Source organism: Rathayibacter sp. AY1E3, assembly GCF_002932235.1.
Classification (GTDB): Bacteria; Actinomycetota; Actinomycetes; order Actinomycetales; family Microbacteriaceae; genus Rathayibacter.
Window position 1 is genome coordinate 120913 of the sequence record NZ_PSVN01000009.1, and the last position, 15086, is coordinate 135998.

Genomic DNA, 15086 nt, shown 5'->3' on the forward strand with positions numbered 1-15086 from the left:
ATCCTGCGGAGTTCCTCCGCTCCGGGCACGATCTTCGCACGATGGGGGCAGAGCCGGTGCAGGATCGGCGCCCACCGCCCGCCCCGCGGGCCGCAGCGAAGGAGCCGCCGTGCGCGTCGGGATCCCCACCGAGATCAAGAACAACGAGAACCGGGTCGCCGCCACTCCGGCCGGCGTCCACGAGCTGGTGCGCCGCGGCCACGAGGTCCTCGTCGAGGCCGGCGCGGGCCTGGGCTCGCGCGTGTCGGACGACGACTTCCGCCGCGCCGGCGCCCTCGTCGTCGACGGGCCCGACGAGGTCTGGGGCGAGTCCGAGCTGGTCCTCAAGGTCAAGGAGCCGATCGAGGCCGAGTACCCGCGGATGCGCCGCGACCAGGTGCTCTTCACCTACCTCCACCTCGCCGCCTCCCGCCCGTGCACCGATGCGCTGCTCGCCGCCGGGACGACCTCCATCGCCTACGAGACGGTCCAGCTGGACGACCGGCGGCTGCCGCTGCTCTCGCCGATGAGCGAGGTCGCCGGGCGCCTGTCGATCACGGTCGGCGCGTACCACCTCATGAGCGCCGTCGGCGGACGGGGCACGCTGCTCGGCGGGGTCCCCGGCACTCCGAAGGCGAAGGTCGTCGTGATCGGCGGCGGCACGGCCGGCGAGCACGCCGCGGCCAACGCCCTCGGCCTGGGGGCCGACGTCACGATCGTCGACCTCTCGCTCCCCCGCCTCGCGCAGCTCGAGAACCGCTTCCAGGGCGCGATCCAGACCCGCGCCTCCTCGGCCTACGAGATCGCCGCGCAGCTGGCCGACGCCGACCTCGTGATCGGATCCGTCCTCATCCCGGGCGCCAAGGCGCCCAAGCTGGTGACCGACGAGATGGTCGCCACGATGAAGCCGGGCTCGGTGCTGGTCGACATCGCGATCGACCAGGGCGGCTGCTTCGAGGGCTCGCGTCCGACCACGCACGACGACCCGGTGTTCCCCGTGCACCGGAGCGTCTACTACTGCGTCGCGAACATGCCCGGCGCCGTCCCCGAGACCTCGACCCGCGCGCTCACCAACGCGACGCTCCCCTACGCGCTCGCGCTGGCCGACCGCGGGTGGCGGGCCGCCCTGGCCGCCGACCCGGCGCTCGCCCGCGGCCTGAGCACCCACGACGGCCGGGTGACGAACGCCGCCGTCGCCGCGGCCTTCGACCTCCCGGCCGTGCCGGTGGAGTCGCTGCTGGGCTAGGCGCCCGCGGGGGCGAGGCCGAGCCCCCCGAGGATCTCGGCGATCTCCTCCTCCGGAGCGCCGCCCACGTCGACCGTGACGTGGAGCTCGTCGTCACCGAGGGGCTCGAGCGCCTCGAACTGCGAGTCGAGCAGCGTGGTCGGCATGAAGTGGCCGACCCGCGAGGCGAGCCGCCCGGCGATCCGGTCCCTCGATCCCGCGAGGTGCGCGAAGACGAGGTCGTCGCGGCGGAGGACGTCGCGGTAGCGGCGGCGCAGGGCCGAGCAGGTCACGACGACCGAGCCGCCCGCGGCGATCCGCTGGTCCACCACGCGGGCGATCTCGGCCAGCCAGGGCGCCCGGTCCTCGTCGGTCAGCGGGATGCCGGCGTGCATCTTGTCGACGTTCGCCTGCGGGTGCAGGTCGTCCCCCTCGAGGAACTCCCAGCCCAGTCGGCGCGCCAGGAGCGACGCGACGGTCGACTTGCCGCTGCCGGAGACGCCCATGACGACGACGGCGCGGACGGGGACGGCGGGAAGAGCGGTCATCAGATACCTCCTACGAAGAGACCGATCAGGAGGACCCCGGCGAGCCCGGTCACCGAGACCAGGCACTCCATCACGGTCCAGGTCTTGAGCGTCTGGCCGATGCTGAGCCCGAGGTACTCCTTCACCAGCCAGAACCCGGCGTCGTTGACGTGCGACAGGAACACCGAGCCGGCGCCGATCGCGAGCACCATGAGGGCGACCATCGGCCCGTCCATGGTCTCGGTCAGCGGCTGGAGGATCCCTGCGGCGGTCACGGTGGCGACGGTCGCGGAGCCGGTGGCGACGCGGATCACGACGGCCACGAGCCAGGCGAGCAGCAGCGCCGAGGCGCCGCTCCCCTCCGCGAGCTGGGCGACCACCCCGCCGATCCCGGTGTCGACGAGGACCTGCTTGAAACCGCCGCCCGCGCCGACGATGAGCAGGATGCCCGCGATCGGCGGCAGCGAGCTCGAGAGCGAGGCCTGCAGCTCGGTGCGGTTCATCCGGCCGCCGCGGCCGAGCAGGACCAGACCGGCCAGGAGCGCGATCCCCAGCGCGATGGTCGGCGTGCCGAGAAAGTCGAGGGCGCCCTTCCAGGCGTCCGTGGAGCCCGGGGCCGCGATGTCGGCGATCGCCTTGCCCAGCATCAGGACGACCGGCAGCAGGATGCTCGCGACGGCAGCGGCGAAGCCCGGGCGGTGCTCGCGCGTCTCGCCCGCGCCCTCGCCGAAGAGCGGCGGCGTCTCCACCGGCGCCCAGCGGGCGGCGACCCGGCCGAAGAGCGGGCCGGCCACGACGACGGTGGGGATCGCGACCAGGACGCCGAACGCGAGGGTCACGCCGAGGTTCGCGCCGAGTGCGTCGATCGCGACCAGCGGTCCGGGGTGGGGCGGGACGAGGCCGTGCATCACCGAGAGGCCGGCGAGCGTCGGGATCGCCACCTTCATCAGCGGCAGACCGCTCCGGCGGGCGACCAGGATCACGACCGGGATCAGCAGCACGAGCCCGACCTCGAAGAACATCGGCAGCCCGATCAGCGCGCCGACGAAGCCCATCATCCAGGGCAGCGCGCGAGTGCTCGAGCGGGCGATGAGGGTGTCCACGATGCGGTCCGCGCCGCCCGAGTCGGCGAGGAGCTTGCCGTACATCGCGCCGAGGCCGATGAGGATGCCGACGCCGCCCATGGTGTTGCCGAACCCCAGCGCGAAGCTGGCGACCGCGTCCGCCGCCGCCAGCCCCGCGATCAGGCCCGTGGCCAGCGCTCCGATCAGCAGGGAGACGAAGGGGTGCAGCTTCAGCCAGGTGATCAGCACGACGATCACGGCGATGCCGACGACGGCGGCGAGGATCAGCTGCCCCTGCCCGGCGGTGGTGGCGGGGGCGTCCCCGGCGGCGGCGTGGAGGGCGGGGAGGAGGGTCGGTGTCATGAGCGTCCTTGGTCGAGCCGACGGCCAGCGGCCGGCTTTTGTCCGACATAACCTGCGTGTGTCCCGATCATGCCCGAAGATCGGCCGGGGCGCGACTCCGGCGATGGCAGGATGACCGCATGCCCGCGCCGACGCCCTCACTGCACCACTCGGTGCTGGACGAGCTCGGCTCGCAGATCGTGCGCGGCGAGCTCGCGCCGGGCACCACCTTCAGCGCCGACGAGCGTGCGGAGCGGCGCGGGGTCTCCCGCTCGGTGATGCGGGAGGCCGTGCGCGTCCTTGAGACGCTCGGGCTCGTGACGTCCCGCCGCCGCGCGGGGACGCGGGTCCAGCCTCCGGAGTGCTGGAACGCCCTGGACACGCGGGTCGTCGCGTGGGGACTGGACGGCCCGGACCGGCGGCGCCAGCTGCACCAGCTCAGCGAGCTCCGACTCGGGGTGGAGCCGCTCGCCGCCCGGCTCGCCGCGGCGAACGCGACCGAGGAGCAGCGGCGGGCGCTCGCGGAGGCGGGCGACGCCCTCTCCACCCACTCCCGCGCAGCCGACCAGTCCGCCTACCTCGCCGCCGACACCGCCTTCCACCGCTCCCTCCTGGCCGCGTCCGGCAACCGGATGCTCGCGCAGCTGGGCGATCTGGTCGCCGAGGTCCTCGCCGGCCGCACCCGCAATGCGCTCATGCCGCGCGAGGCCGACTCCACCGCGGTGCGGCTGCACCGGGCGGTGGCCGCCGCCGTCGCCTCGGGCGACGCGGACGCTGCGGAGGCCGCGATGCGGGCGATCGTCGAGGAGTCGGACCGGGCGGTGCAGGAGAGCTGACGGGGTTGCACGCCCGCAGCGCCGCGCGCACAGTGGAGCGCATGGTCGAGGGATACACGTCCGCGCAGGTGCGGGCCGCCGAGGCTCCGCACCTGGCCCGGCGGGAGCCGCTGATGCAGCGCGCCGCCGACGGCCTCGCCCGCGAGCTGCGTCTCGTGCTCGCCGGGCGCTCCGACCGCTCCCGTCCGGCCTCGGTGCTCGTCCTGGTCGGTCCGGGCGACAACGGCGGTGACGCGCTCTACGCGGCCGCCGAGCTCTCCTCCTCCGGAACCGACGTCGTCCTCGTCCTCACGGCCGAGCGGGTGCACCGCCGGGGCCTCGCCGTGGCGCTCGACGAGGGCTGCGGGCAGGTGCCGGCCGACGACGCGCCCGGCCTCGCCGCGGCGGTGGCGCGGGCGGATGTCCTGGTCGACGGGATCCTCGGCATCGGAGCGACGGAGCCCGCGCTGCGGGGGCGGCCGCGCGTCGTCGTCGAGGCGGTGCTCGACGCGCTGGAGCGGCGGGCCGAGCGCCCGGTGGTCGTCGCGGTCGACCTGCCGAGCGGCGTCCATCCCGACGACGGGTCGGTCCCCGATCCCACCGTGCTGCGCGCCGATGTGACGGTCGCCTTCGGCGCGATCAAGGCCGGTCTGCTGCTGCCTCCGGGCGACTCCTACGCGGGCCGTCTGCGCCTGGTCGACATCGGCCTCGGCCCGGACCTGGCCGGAGTGGAGCCCGCGGTCCGCGAGTGAGCGAGCGGCTCAGGAGGGAGCGAGGAGGTGCGCCTTCTCGGGGTGCTGCTCGAACCACTGCCCGACGTACCAGCACATCGGCACGACGCTCCGCCCGCCGGCGGCCTCGATGTCGTCGACGGCGAAGGAGACCAGCTCCCCTGCGAGCCCGCGGCCTCGGAAGGGCGGGGTCGTGAAGGAGCGGACGAGGGAGACGCTGCCGGGCGCCTCGCGGTAGTCGAGGACGCCCACCAGGGCGCCGTCGAGGTGGAGCTCGTAGCGCGACGCGTCGTCCGCCCGGCGGAAGTCCTTGGCCATGCCTCCAGAGTAGGACGGCCCGGACGGATCAGGCCTCGTCGCCGAGCATCTCGCCGTCGACGTAGAGCCAGCGACCGTCCTCGCGCAGGAAGCGGCTGCGCTCGTGCACGAGGCCGGGGCCGGCGGGCGAGCGGTAGGAGGCGCGGAACTCGACCAGGCCCTCCTCGTCGCCCTCCCCGCCGAACGAGGTGTCGACGATCTGGATCCGGCGCCACTGGACGTCGGGATCGAGGTCGATGCGGCGCGGCCGGGTCGAGGGGTGCCAGCTCGCGAGCAGGTAGGGAGCGCTGCCGAGGACGTTCGCGCTGTAGCGGCTGCGCATCAGGCGCTCCGCCGTCGGCGAGGTCTCCTCGCCGAGGTGGGCGGGGCGGCAGCAGTCGGCGTAGTGGCGGCGGCTTCCGCAGGGGCAGGAGTCGGCGGGATGCATCCGGCCAGTGTGGCAGGCGATGCGGCGCCCCCGGTCCGGCGCGGCTCCGGCGAGCGCCGCGACTCCCTGGGCCGTCCAGGTGTGCATCCCCTCCACATCCGCTCCGCCGCCTTGAGGGAGCCGCCGGATCCCGGCAACGTGGCCCCCTCATCGACCACGGACGGAAGGAACGACCCGATGCTCACGCTCACCGACAACGCCAGCACCGTCGTCAAGACCATCACCGGGCAGACCGAGACCCCCGTCGAGGGAGGCCTGCGCATCAGCGGCACCGATCTCGACGCCCGCAACTTCGCGGTCGCGGTCGCCGCGGCCCCCGAGACGACGGACGCCGTCGTGGAGCAGGACGGAGCGCGCGTGTTCCTCGAAGTCGCCGCCTCCGTCGCTCTCGGCGACAAGGTCCTCGACGCGCAGGTGGACGAAGGCGGCTCCGTCAGCTTCGGGATCGCTCCCCAGGACTGACCCCGTCGACATCGGAGGCCGCCCCCACCGCAGTGCGGGAGGGCGGCCTCCGTCGTCCCAGGATCAGGAGAGGATGTCGCGGGTGGTGAAGCGGCCGATCGCGAGGGACCCGAACACGGCGACGTAGGCGAGCTGGAGCAGCGCGTTCTCGCCGAAGGAGCTCCACGCGATCGGGTCGCGCAGGAGGTCGGCGAAGTCGAACCACCGGTCGGTCAGCAGGAACGGGTGGAGGGCGTCCAGCTGCGAGAGCGAGCCGACGATCTGCGCCGCGATGGAGACGACGACGGTGGCCGCCATGGCGCCGACCGGCACATCGGTCAGCGTCGAGATGAAGAGGCCGATCGCCGAGAGCCCGACCAGCGAGAGCGCCGCGTACACGGCGATCGCCAGGGCCCGGCCGACCGCGTCGCCGAGCGGGACGGTGCTGCCGGAGAGCAGCGTCACCGGTCCCGCCGGGAAGAGCGCCAGGCCGATCAGGATCCCGACCACCATGACGGTGAGTGCTGCGGCGAGGCAGAAGGCGAGGGAGGCGGCGAACTTCACCGCGAGCAGCAGCACGCGGCCGACGGGGCTGACCAGCAGGTAGCGCAGCGTCCCGAGCGAGGCCTCGCCCGCGATCGCGTCGCCGGCGACGACCCCGACCGTGAGCGGGAGGAACAGCGGGACGGCGACCGTGATGGCCGCGAAGCCGGTGAAGAGGCCGTTGCCGGCGATCGCGCCCACGAAGGAGGGCCCGCCTCCGTCGCCGCCCGAGAGCCGCACCGCGACGGCGAGCAGGATCGGGATGGCGGCCAGGGCCGCGAGCAGCGCCCAGGTGCGGCGCCGGCGGAAGAGCAGGGCGAGCTCGGAGGCGAGCAGGGACCCGATCCCCGCGCGGCGGACGGTCGCGTCAGCGCTCGACATCGAAGCCCTCCCCGGTCAGCTCGACGAAGCGCTCCTCGAGCGAGGGGCGGCGGACGGCGAACCCGCGGACGCGGACGTCGGCCCGCACGAGGTCGGCGACCAGCGTCTCGGCCGCGAGCCCGGGCGGCAGAGCGGCGACGACCAGCGGCGGATCGGCGGGGTGCGGGCCCGGCGCGGTGCGCGGCTCCAGACCCCGGGTGTGCAGAGCCACGATCGCGCGCTCGCGGTCGGGCGTCAGCAGCTCGACCGAGGCGGCGTCCCCGCGCAGCTCGTCGAGCCCGCCCTGGGCGACGAGGCGCCCGGTGCGCATGATGGCGGCGTGGGTGCAGAGCTGCTCGATCTCGGCCAGGAGGTGGCTGGAGACGAGGACGGTCGTGCCGTCCTGGTTCAGTCCGCGCACGAGAGCGCGGACCTCGCGGGTGCCCTGCGGGTCGAGGCCGTTCGTGGGCTCGTCCAGCACGATCAGGTCGCGCGGCGAGAGCAGGGCGACCGCGATGCCGAGCCGCTGCTTCATGCCCAGGGAGTAGGAGCCGACCTTCTTGCGCGCCGCGGCCGAGAGGCCGACGCGGGCGAGGGCCTCCTTCGCGCGGGTGTCGCGGGTGCGGGACGAGGTGCCCGCCTCCGCGGCGTCGAAGCGCCGGAGGTTGGCCGCTCCGGAGAGGAACGGGTAGAAGCCCGGCCCCTCGACCAGCGCCCCCACCCGGGGCAGGACCTCGGCCGCGCGCCGGGGCATGGCCTGCCCGAGGACGGTGATGCTGCCCGCGGTCGGCGCGGCGAGGGCGAGCAGCATCCGGATCGTCGTGGTCTTGCCCGAGCCGTTCGGGCCGAGGAAGCCGAAGACGGCGCCGCGGGGAACGGCGAGGTCGAGACTGGAGACCGCTTCCTGGCGCCCGAAGCGCTTGGTGAGGCCCCGCGTCTCGACGGCGAGCTCGCCCGCCGTCACCGAGCGGAGGCCGCGTCGCGGAGCGTCTCGGCCGGGACCGCGCCGGCGAGGACGCGTCCGTCGTCGGTGACGAGGACGGTCAGCAGGGCGGAGGAGAGGATGCGGCCCCCGTCGACCGGCGTGGTGACCGCGTCGAGCGAGGAGAGCGCGTCGGCGTCACCGGCGGGCAGCTCGACGACGCTCGTCCAGCCGGAGCCCGTGGTGACGACGTCGGAGTGCTCGGCCGTGTCCACGGCGGGCGCGTCGGAGGCGTCCGCCTCGTCGTCGACCGGAGCGGCCTGCTCCGTCACCTCGGCGCCGGCCGGGGGCGTGAAGGAGAAGAGGGACGCGTCGGGTGTCGAGAAGTCGATGCTCGTGTACGCGACGCTGAACGCGGGCGCGGTGCCCCCGCGGGCGGTCACGGCTACCCCGAGCGGGAGGCCCGTCTCGCCGTCGACCGAGACGGTCACGGAGCCCACGAGGGTGCCGCCGTCGCGGGGCGTGAGCACGAGCTCGTACGCATCGCGCCCGGCGACGCTGACGTCCGAGCCGACCGCGACCGTGGTCGTCGGGTCGATCGCGGCGAGCAGCTGCTCGGCGGCGGACGACGGCGTCACGACCTGATCGCCCGGCGAGGCCTCGGGGGCTCCGCCGGCGGGAGGCACGAGGTGGGTGGCGGTGTTCGCGCTCGAGTCGTAGATCCAGACTCCGTCGGTCGTCGAGGCGACGACGTCGCGCTCGGCCAGCCGGTCGAGCACCTGGAGGCGCGCGCCCTTCTCGGCGTCGACGTACACGCGCGCCTGGTGCGAGCCGGTGGCGAGCTCGACGAGGGAGTCGGCGGGGTCGGCGGACGCCGAGCCGGCGGAGCCGCCGAGCGCCGAGAGGTCGGGCAGGCCGAGGTCCGAGGTCTGCTGGATCTCGCCGGAGAACGCCGTGGCGTCGCTCTCGGCGACGAAGGCGAGGAGGTCGGCGGCGGACTTCTCGGGGAGGTCCCCCGCGGCGCTCGCCGAGAGGGGGAGGGCGACGGCCGCGGCGACGACGACCGCGGGGACGACGGCGACGGGCGTCCAGCGCTTCCAGTCAATGCTCATGCCGGGAACGCTACGCCTCGAACCTCCGCGGCGGGCCTGGAACGTCCCGGTCCACAGCCTTCCGGAAGGGGGTGCGGTCCGAGACCGCGGCCGGGATGATCAGGGCATGGACCTCCCGTTCGCGCTCCCCGTCGCCCCGATGCTCGCCAAGGCCGTTCCTGCGGTGCCGGAGCAGACCGCCGTCGCGGGCGGATACTCCTACGAGCCGAAGTGGGACGGGTTCCGCGCGATCGTCTCGGTCTCCGGCGGGGAGTGCGAGATCGGGAGCCGCGGCTCCAAGCCGCTGACCCGGTACTTCCCCGAGCTCGTCGAGGCCTTCCTCCGGCTGCTCCCCGACGGCTGCGTGCTCGACGGCGAGATCGTCCTGGCGACCGGCGAGCCGGGAGCGCAGCGGCTCGACTGGGACCTGCTCTCGCAGCGCATCCATCCGGCCGCGAGCCGCGTGAGGATGCTGGCGGAGACCACCCCGGCGATGCTCGTCGCCTTCGACCTGCTCGCCGTGGACGGGCGCAGCATGCTCGAGGAGCCGTACTCGGCGCGGCGGGAGGCGCTCGCCGCGGTGATGGCCGGCGTCCCGCATCCGCTGCACCTCGGCCGCGCCACCGACGACGAGGCCCTGGCGCGCGACTGGCTGGAGCGCTTCGAGGGCGCAGGACTGGACGGCGTCGTGGCGAAGCCCCTGGCCGCGCCCTACTCCCCCGGGAAGCGCGCCGTGCTCAAGGTCAAGCACCACCGCACGGCCGACGTGATCGCGATCGGGTACCGCGAGCACGCCTCCAAGCCGGGCGTGGGCTCGATCCTGCTCGGCCTGCACGGCGACGACGGAGAGGTCCGCCAGGTCGGCGGGGCCTCGGCCTTCAGCGACGAGCGTCGCGTGCAGCTGCTGGAGGAGCTCGCACCCGCGGTCGAGCGCGACGTGGACGGAGCACCGGTGCGCGGCGAGGGCGAGCGGAGCCGGTTCTCGAGCGGCCGCGACACCTCCTTCGTGCGCCTGCGTCCCGAGCTCGTGCTCGAGGTCCGCTACGACCAGCGCGAGGGCGACCGCTTCCGGCACACCGTGCAGTTCGAGCGCTGGCGCCCGGACCGCGACGCCGCCTCCTGCACCATGGAGCAGCTGGAGCAGCCGACCGCGTACGACCTCGGCGACGTCCTCGGCTAGGCCCTCTTCGCGCGGCTGGGCTGCACGCGGGGCGGCTCGCCCGGCATCTTGGGGAAGTCGGGCGGGAACGGCAGCTCGCCGAGGCCGGCGGCGACATCGCGCTCCCACCAGCCGAGCAGGGCGTCGAGGCGGCCGGGGGCGTCGTGCATCCGGGCCCACGGATCACCGCGCTCGGCGAGGCGCGCCGGGACCGTGCGGATCGTGAAGGCCCGCGGGTCGACGCCGTCGAGCTCGTCCCAGTCCAGCGGAGTGGAGACGGGAGCGTGCGCGAGCGGCCGCGGGCTGTAGGCACCGGCGATCGTCCGGTCGCGGTTGGCCTGGTTGAAGTCGACGAAGATCCGCTCGCCGCGCTCCTCCTTCCACCACGCCGTCGTGACCTGCTCGGGCATCCGCCGCTCCAGCTCGCGCGCCGCGGCGATCACCGCGTGGCGGACGTCGAGGAACTCGTGCTCGGCGACGATCGGCGCGAAGACGTGCAGGCCGCGGTTGCCGGACGTCTTCACGAACGGGTCGAGGCCGGCCTGCCGCAGGACCTCCCGCAGCGCGTGCGCGGCGACGACCGCGTCGGCGACGTCGGTGCCGGGCTGCGGGTCGAGGTCGATCCGGAGCTGGTCGGGCAGGTCGGGCGCATCGGCGCGGGACGCCCACGGGTGGAAGACGACGGTGTTCATCTGCGCCGCCCAGACGGCGGCCGCGGGCTCGTCGATCACGAGCTGCGGATGCACCCGCCCGCTCGGGTACGTCACCGGGACGGACCGGACGTACTCGGGCGCGCCCGTGGGCGGGTTCTTCGAGAAGAACTGCTCGCCCTCGATCCCGGAGGAGAAGCGCTGCAGCGAGACGGGGCGGCCGCCGTTCGCCGCGACGAACGGCTCACCGACGGCGATCAGGTACTCCGCGACCTCGCGCTTGGTGATGCCCGGCTCCGGGAAGAGCACGCGCTCGGGGCTCGAGATCCGCACCTCCCGGTCGCCGTGCGGTCCGGGGACGGTGAGGACGACGGCGTCGCTGCTGGGCATCTGCTGAGGCTAGCCCGCCGCGCCGCCCGGCGACAGGGGTCCGCCGGGGCGCCGCCGCAGCCGGATCGGGCCCTTCGCCCGCGAGGGGTCGACGACCTGTCCGCCCTGCACGATGTCGATCTCGCCCCGGTCGACCAGGCGGCGCGCGGCCCGGCGCACGGGCTCCATCAGCGGCCGCCACTCCTCGCCGCCGACCCGGCGCGCGACCTCGGACGGGCACGCCGTCGACGACGCCGCTCGCGCGAGCAGGACGGTGCGGATCTCCTCCTCGAGGCGCGCCTCCTCCGGACCGACTCCGCGACGGCGGCAGGCGTCCGAGCAGTAGCGGACGTCCTCCCAGTCGCGCGCCCACTTCGCGCGCCACTCGATCTCGCGACCGCAGGAGGCGCAGGTCTTGCTCTCGGGATGCGCGGTGGACGTGCGCTGACGGTGGGCCATGCCCTCGAGTCTGCGCGCAGACCGCGGCCGCAGCGACGGGTTGCGCTGAGGGCGAGCGACGGGTGCGCGGACGCCGGCGCCGACGACGCGCACCCGATCCGGCGTGATCGGGAACAGGGAGCGGCGGATCGGCGTTCCCCGAGGTGGCGGCGTCATACTCCGCAATGGGGCGGCCCTCCCCCGGCCGGTGCGCCAGTCTGGAGGAGCCGTGCTGCGGCGCGACGGCGGGCCACCACCCCGTGCCGCACCCTCGATCGATCAGGAGTCTCCGATGAGCCGCGAGAACCTCGCCACCACCCCGGACCGCGAGCCGGAGCACCGCGCCTTCGCCGGACTCTCCCCGGAGGACTTCAAGCTCGCGTTCCGCAACCACGCCGCCGGAGTCGCGCTGATCACCGCCGACCCGGGCACCGGCCCGGTCGCCCTGACCGCGACCTCCGTCTTCTCGGTGAGCGCCGAGCCGCCGCTGTTCGTCTTCTCGCTCTCGTCCGCCTCGTCCAGCTCTCCGGCCATCCAGGCGTCCGAGACGCTGGTCGTGCACCTGCTCGGGGCGGAGCAGCTCGACCTGGCGCGTCTGGGCTCGACCAGCGGCATCGACCGCTTCGCCGACACGTCGCTCTGGTCGCGGCTGCCCACGGGCGAGCCGTTCTTCCCGGGCGCCGCCGCCTGGATCCGCGGCACGGTGATCAACCGCATGGAGGCGGGATCGTCCACGATCGTCGCCGTGCACGCCCTCGAGGCCCACGTGCCCGAGGACTCCGAGACCACGGCGCCGCTCGTCTACCACAACCGCACCTGGCACCACCTCGGCGAGCACTCCCGCCTCAGCTGAGCTCCGCGGGCGCTCCGGAGCAGGCGGTTCAGACCTCCGGGCCGGTCGCCACCGTCCGGCCCGGCGTGCTCGACCACTGCGACCAGGAGCCCGGGTAGAGCGCCGGCGCGAAGCCCGCGAGCGTGAGCGCGACGACGTCGACCGCGGCCGAGACGCCGCTGCCGCAGTACACGCCGACGGGGGCGTCCTCCCGCACGCCGAGCGCCTCGAATCCCGCGCGCAGGTCGGAGGCGGGCCGGAACCGCCCCTCGGAGTCGAGCGCCGCGGACGCGGGAGCGTTCCGAGCGCCGGGGATGTGGCCCGCCCGCGGGTCGATCGGCTCGACCTCGCCGCGGTACCGCTCAGGGGCGCGGGCGTCGAGCAGGACGCCCGCCGAGGGCAGCGCCGCCGCCTCGTCGATGTCCAGCACCGGGAGCCGACCGTAGGCCAGCTCGACGTCGCCCCGCTCGCGCGGGACGTCGCCCGTCTCGAGCTCCCGCCCCGAGCGGATCCAGCCGGCGAGCGACCCGTCGAGCAGGCGGACGTCCTCCACTCCCGTCGCCCGCAGCAGCCACCAGGCCCGCGCGGCCGGGACGCTACGCGCGTCGTCGTACACGACGACGGACCGGCCCCGGCGGAGCCCCCAGCCGCGCGCCGCCTCCTGCAGCACCTCGATCGGAGGCAGCGGGTGGCGCCCCTCCTCCGGCTCGCCGTGGGCGGCCAGCTCGTGATCGAGGTCGACGTGCACCGCGCCGGGCAGGTGGCCCGCGAGGTACTCCGGGCGGCCGTCGGGCCGGTCGAGGCGCCAGCGCACGTCGAGGACGAGCGGCGGCTCGGTGGAGGCCATGAGCTCGGCGAGCTCGTCAGGGGTGACCAGCAGGCTCTCGCGGCTGGAGGGGGTCGTCGGGGTCATGGCGTCCTTCCGATCCGCGTCGTCGGCGGAGTCCTGCCCCAGCATGCCGGGTCGCCCGGCGGCGCGGGAGCGGCCGGTGCACCGACCGGCCCCGACCGCCACAGAGGAGGAAAGGAGAGACTCGGAACTCCCGCCCTCTCGATGGGCACGGGTCAGTTCCGGCGGGGTGCGCCTGGAAGATCCTGACAGGGGACGCCGTCCCCGTCCCCATCCAGGTTGCCGGCGTTGGCGTAGGTCTGGAACCAGGCGTTCGCTTCTGCCCAGTTCGAGAATGACCGGCACGTCCTGATCGGCCCATTCGGTCGCGGACCCGGCGCCGGCGCCGCGGCCTGCGTGCTCGCCCAGAGTGCGCGGCCCTGCGGCGAGTAGATCACCAGGTTGCCGTCGTTCTGCATGACCATCCGGGAGCCCGGGCTGCCCGCCGTGCCGGACTGCCAGCGCGCTCCGCCGGAGCCCGCGTAGACCACGGCGTTGCCGTCGGACTGCATCTCGAGCCGGTTGCCGCCTCCGGATGTGCCGGCCGCCCAGCGGGCCGAGCCGCGCGAGTAGACGACGAGGTTGCCGTCGCCCTGCATGACCGCCTCGCTCCCTCCGTCGGAGGAGCGCAGCAGCTGTCCGGAGGTGAGCCGGCTCCCGGAGGAGAGGGTGTCCCGGACGGCGGGCGCGGGCGGCGCCGGAGGGGTGTCGCTCGCCCACAGCGCGCGGCCCGAGGCGGAGTAGACGACCAGGTTGCCGTCGTTCTGCATCTGCAGGCGGGATCCCGGGTTGCCCGCCGTACCCGAGGCCCAGAGGGGTCGGCCCGAGGCGGAGGTGACCACGGCGTTGCCGTCCGACTGCATCGAGAGCGTCTCGCCCTCGCCCTGGGTGCCGGCGCCCCAGCGGACGTCCCCCCGCGAGTAGACCGCGAGATTGCCGTCGCCCTGCAGGGAGGCGCGCGACCGGCCGTCCGGCGAGGTGAGCTGCTGTCCCCGGCTGAGCCGCGAGCCGGAGGAGAGGACGTCGCGGATCTCAGGCGCGCGCGAGGTCGAGCTCGCCCAGAGCGGCCGTCCGGAGGCGGCGGTGATCACCAGGTTGCCGTCGTTCTGCATCCGCATCCGCGCGCCCGGGTTCCCGGGCGTGCCCGCCTGCCAGCGCACGCCGGACCCGGGGGCCGAGACCACCGCGTTCCCGTCGGTCTGCATCGCGAGGCGGTTGCCCGCTCCGGAGGTGGCGGAGCTCCAGCGCGGCGATCCGTCCACGTAGACGACAAGATTGCCGTCGCTCTGCATCGCGGCGCGCGAGCGGCCGTCGGAGGCGGTCAGCTGCTGTCCCGGAGAGAGCTCGCGCCCGCTGTCGAGGACGTCGGCGATCGGCTCCGGCTCGGGCTCCTGCTCATCGGCCGAGGACCAGGCCGTGTCCCCGTTCGGGCGGACGAGCACGAGCTGCCCGTCGTCCTGGATGAGGGCGAGCGCGCCGGTCTCTCCCGCGGTCCCGGACGCCCAGACGGGCGTGCCGGAGCCGGTCACGACGACGAGGTTGCCGTCCTCCTGCATCCGCACCGTGGTCGCACCGGTGCCCTGGGTCCTGGTGCTCCAGACGGGGCGGCGCCCGGCGTCGTAGATCACGGCGTTGCCGTCCGCCTGCATCTCGAAGCTCGCGGAGTCTCCGTTCGAGAAGATGCGCTCGCCCGCGTCGAGCGAGTCGCCGCCGAGGAGGGCGTTCGTGTAGGTCTGCGATCCGCGCGCCTCGGCGGGCGGAGTCTCCCCCGGGACGAAGGCGGTCGGAGTCTCGGCGACGGCCTGCGTCGCGAGTGCGGACGGCGCCAGAGCGGCGGAACCGCCCGCGGCGAGCAGGCAGGCGAGGGCCATCGCCGCGAGGCGATGAGGAGGTCGTGGCACGGAGAGCCCTTTCGGAGGCGGCGGCGGCGGAAGCCGTGGTCGAGCGGAGCCTGGCACGCGCTC

General features: G+C 74.6%; 17 protein-coding genes. 6 read left to right on the top strand and 11 right to left on the bottom strand.

Features of this window, described 5'->3' with window-relative positions; all coding sequences use genetic code 11:
- Positions 1-109: 109 nt before the first annotated feature.
- A complete protein-coding gene (gene ald, locus C5C53_RS09605; protein ID WP_104267405.1) occupies positions 110-1225 on the top strand; it encodes an alanine dehydrogenase in 1116 nt (371 codons plus the stop codon).
- Here the strand turns inward: ald and C5C53_RS09610 are convergent.
- Together C5C53_RS09610 and C5C53_RS09615 are read right to left on the bottom strand one after the other, a co-directional pair.
- Positions 1222-1752 carry a gluconokinase gene (locus tag C5C53_RS09610; RefSeq protein ID WP_104267406.1) on the bottom strand — a complete coding sequence of 177 codons (531 nt, stop codon included), beginning with the start codon at positions 1750-1752 and terminating at the stop codon, positions 1222-1224. The two genes, ald and C5C53_RS09610, sit on opposite strands and share 4 nt — an antisense overlap.
- Positions 1752-3158: a GntP family permease gene (locus C5C53_RS09615; protein WP_104267407.1), complete on the bottom strand. Its 1407-nt coding sequence runs from the start codon at positions 3156-3158 to the stop codon at positions 1752-1754. Before C5C53_RS09615 ends, C5C53_RS09610 begins: the two co-directional genes overlap by 1 nt.
- A gap of 119 nt (positions 3159-3277) precedes the next feature.
- On the opposite strand from C5C53_RS09615, the gene C5C53_RS09620 reads away from it, so the two are divergent.
- A complete protein-coding gene (locus tag C5C53_RS09620; RefSeq protein WP_104267408.1) occupies positions 3278-3973 on the top strand; it encodes a FadR/GntR family transcriptional regulator in 696 nt (231 codons plus the stop codon).
- Positions 3974-4014: 41 nt separating this feature from the next.
- On the top strand, positions 4015-4704 hold the full coding sequence (locus C5C53_RS09625) for an NAD(P)H-hydrate epimerase (protein WP_104267409.1): 690 nt from the start codon (positions 4015-4017) through the stop codon (positions 4702-4704).
- Between the two features lie 9 nt (positions 4705-4713).
- On the opposite strand, the gene C5C53_RS09630 is transcribed toward C5C53_RS09625, so the two are convergent.
- Together C5C53_RS09630 and C5C53_RS09635 are read right to left on the bottom strand one after the other, a co-directional pair.
- A complete protein-coding gene (locus tag C5C53_RS09630) occupies positions 4714-5001 on the bottom strand; it encodes a GNAT family N-acetyltransferase (RefSeq protein ID WP_104222554.1) in 288 nt (95 codons plus the stop codon).
- 28 nt (positions 5002-5029) lie between these two features.
- Complete coding sequence (locus tag C5C53_RS09635) at positions 5030-5428, bottom strand: YchJ family protein (protein WP_104267440.1); 399 nt, start codon at positions 5426-5428, stop codon at positions 5030-5032.
- Between the two features lie 177 nt (positions 5429-5605).
- Between C5C53_RS09635 and C5C53_RS09640 the strand changes: the two genes are divergently transcribed.
- Positions 5606-5890, top strand: a complete 285-nt coding sequence (locus C5C53_RS09640) for a hypothetical protein (RefSeq protein ID WP_104267410.1) — start codon at positions 5606-5608, stop codon at positions 5888-5890.
- 63 nt (positions 5891-5953) lie between these two features.
- Here the strand turns inward: C5C53_RS09640 and C5C53_RS09645 are convergent, their stop codons facing one another.
- Genes C5C53_RS09645 through C5C53_RS09655 form a run of 3 tightly spaced genes read right to left on the bottom strand, consistent with a single transcriptional unit; the run spans position 5954 to position 8806 of the window.
- Positions 5954-6793, bottom strand: coding sequence for an ABC transporter permease (locus C5C53_RS09645; RefSeq protein ID WP_104267411.1), 840 nt, complete (start codon positions 6791-6793; stop codon positions 5954-5956).
- Positions 6780-7736, bottom strand: a complete 957-nt coding sequence (locus tag C5C53_RS09650; RefSeq protein ID WP_104267412.1) for an ABC transporter ATP-binding protein — start codon at positions 7734-7736, stop codon at positions 6780-6782. Before C5C53_RS09650 ends, C5C53_RS09645 begins: the two co-directional genes overlap by 14 nt.
- Positions 7733-8806, bottom strand: coding sequence for a DUF2092 domain-containing protein (locus C5C53_RS09655; RefSeq protein WP_104267413.1), 1074 nt, complete (start codon positions 8804-8806; stop codon positions 7733-7735). Before C5C53_RS09655 ends, C5C53_RS09650 begins: the two co-directional genes overlap by 4 nt.
- Before the next feature lie 106 nt (positions 8807-8912).
- Between C5C53_RS09655 and C5C53_RS09660 the strand changes: the two genes are divergently transcribed.
- Positions 8913-9965: an ATP-dependent DNA ligase gene (locus C5C53_RS09660; protein WP_104267414.1), complete on the top strand. Its 1053-nt coding sequence runs from the start codon at positions 8913-8915 to the stop codon at positions 9963-9965.
- Here the strand turns inward: C5C53_RS09660 and ligD are convergent.
- Together ligD and C5C53_RS09670 are read right to left on the bottom strand one after the other, a co-directional pair.
- A complete protein-coding gene (gene ligD, locus C5C53_RS09665; protein ID WP_181127740.1) occupies positions 9962-10984 on the bottom strand; it encodes a non-homologous end-joining DNA ligase in 1023 nt (340 codons plus the stop codon). The genes C5C53_RS09660 and ligD overlap by 4 nt on opposite strands.
- 9 nt (positions 10985-10993) lie before the next feature.
- Positions 10994-11422 (bottom strand): DUF2256 and DUF3253 domain-containing protein, encoded by a 429-nt coding sequence (locus C5C53_RS09670; protein ID WP_104233370.1) that lies wholly within the window; start codon positions 11420-11422, stop codon positions 10994-10996.
- A 271-nt stretch (positions 11423-11693) separates the two neighbouring features.
- Here C5C53_RS09670 and C5C53_RS09675 point away from each other — a divergent pair, with 271 nt between their 5' ends.
- A complete protein-coding gene (locus C5C53_RS09675; protein ID WP_104222547.1) occupies positions 11694-12254 on the top strand; it encodes a flavin reductase family protein in 561 nt (186 codons plus the stop codon).
- Between the two features lie 28 nt (positions 12255-12282).
- Here the strand turns inward: C5C53_RS09675 and C5C53_RS09680 are convergent, their stop codons facing one another.
- Both C5C53_RS09680 and C5C53_RS09685 read right to left on the bottom strand, forming a co-directional pair.
- A complete protein-coding gene (locus tag C5C53_RS09680) occupies positions 12283-13146 on the bottom strand; it encodes a sulfurtransferase (RefSeq protein ID WP_104267442.1) in 864 nt (287 codons plus the stop codon).
- A gap of 152 nt (positions 13147-13298) precedes the next feature.
- Positions 13299-14993, bottom strand: coding sequence for a hypothetical protein (locus C5C53_RS09685; protein ID WP_181127741.1), 1695 nt, complete (start codon positions 14991-14993; stop codon positions 13299-13301).
- Between the last annotated feature and the right edge of the window lie 93 nt (positions 14994-15086).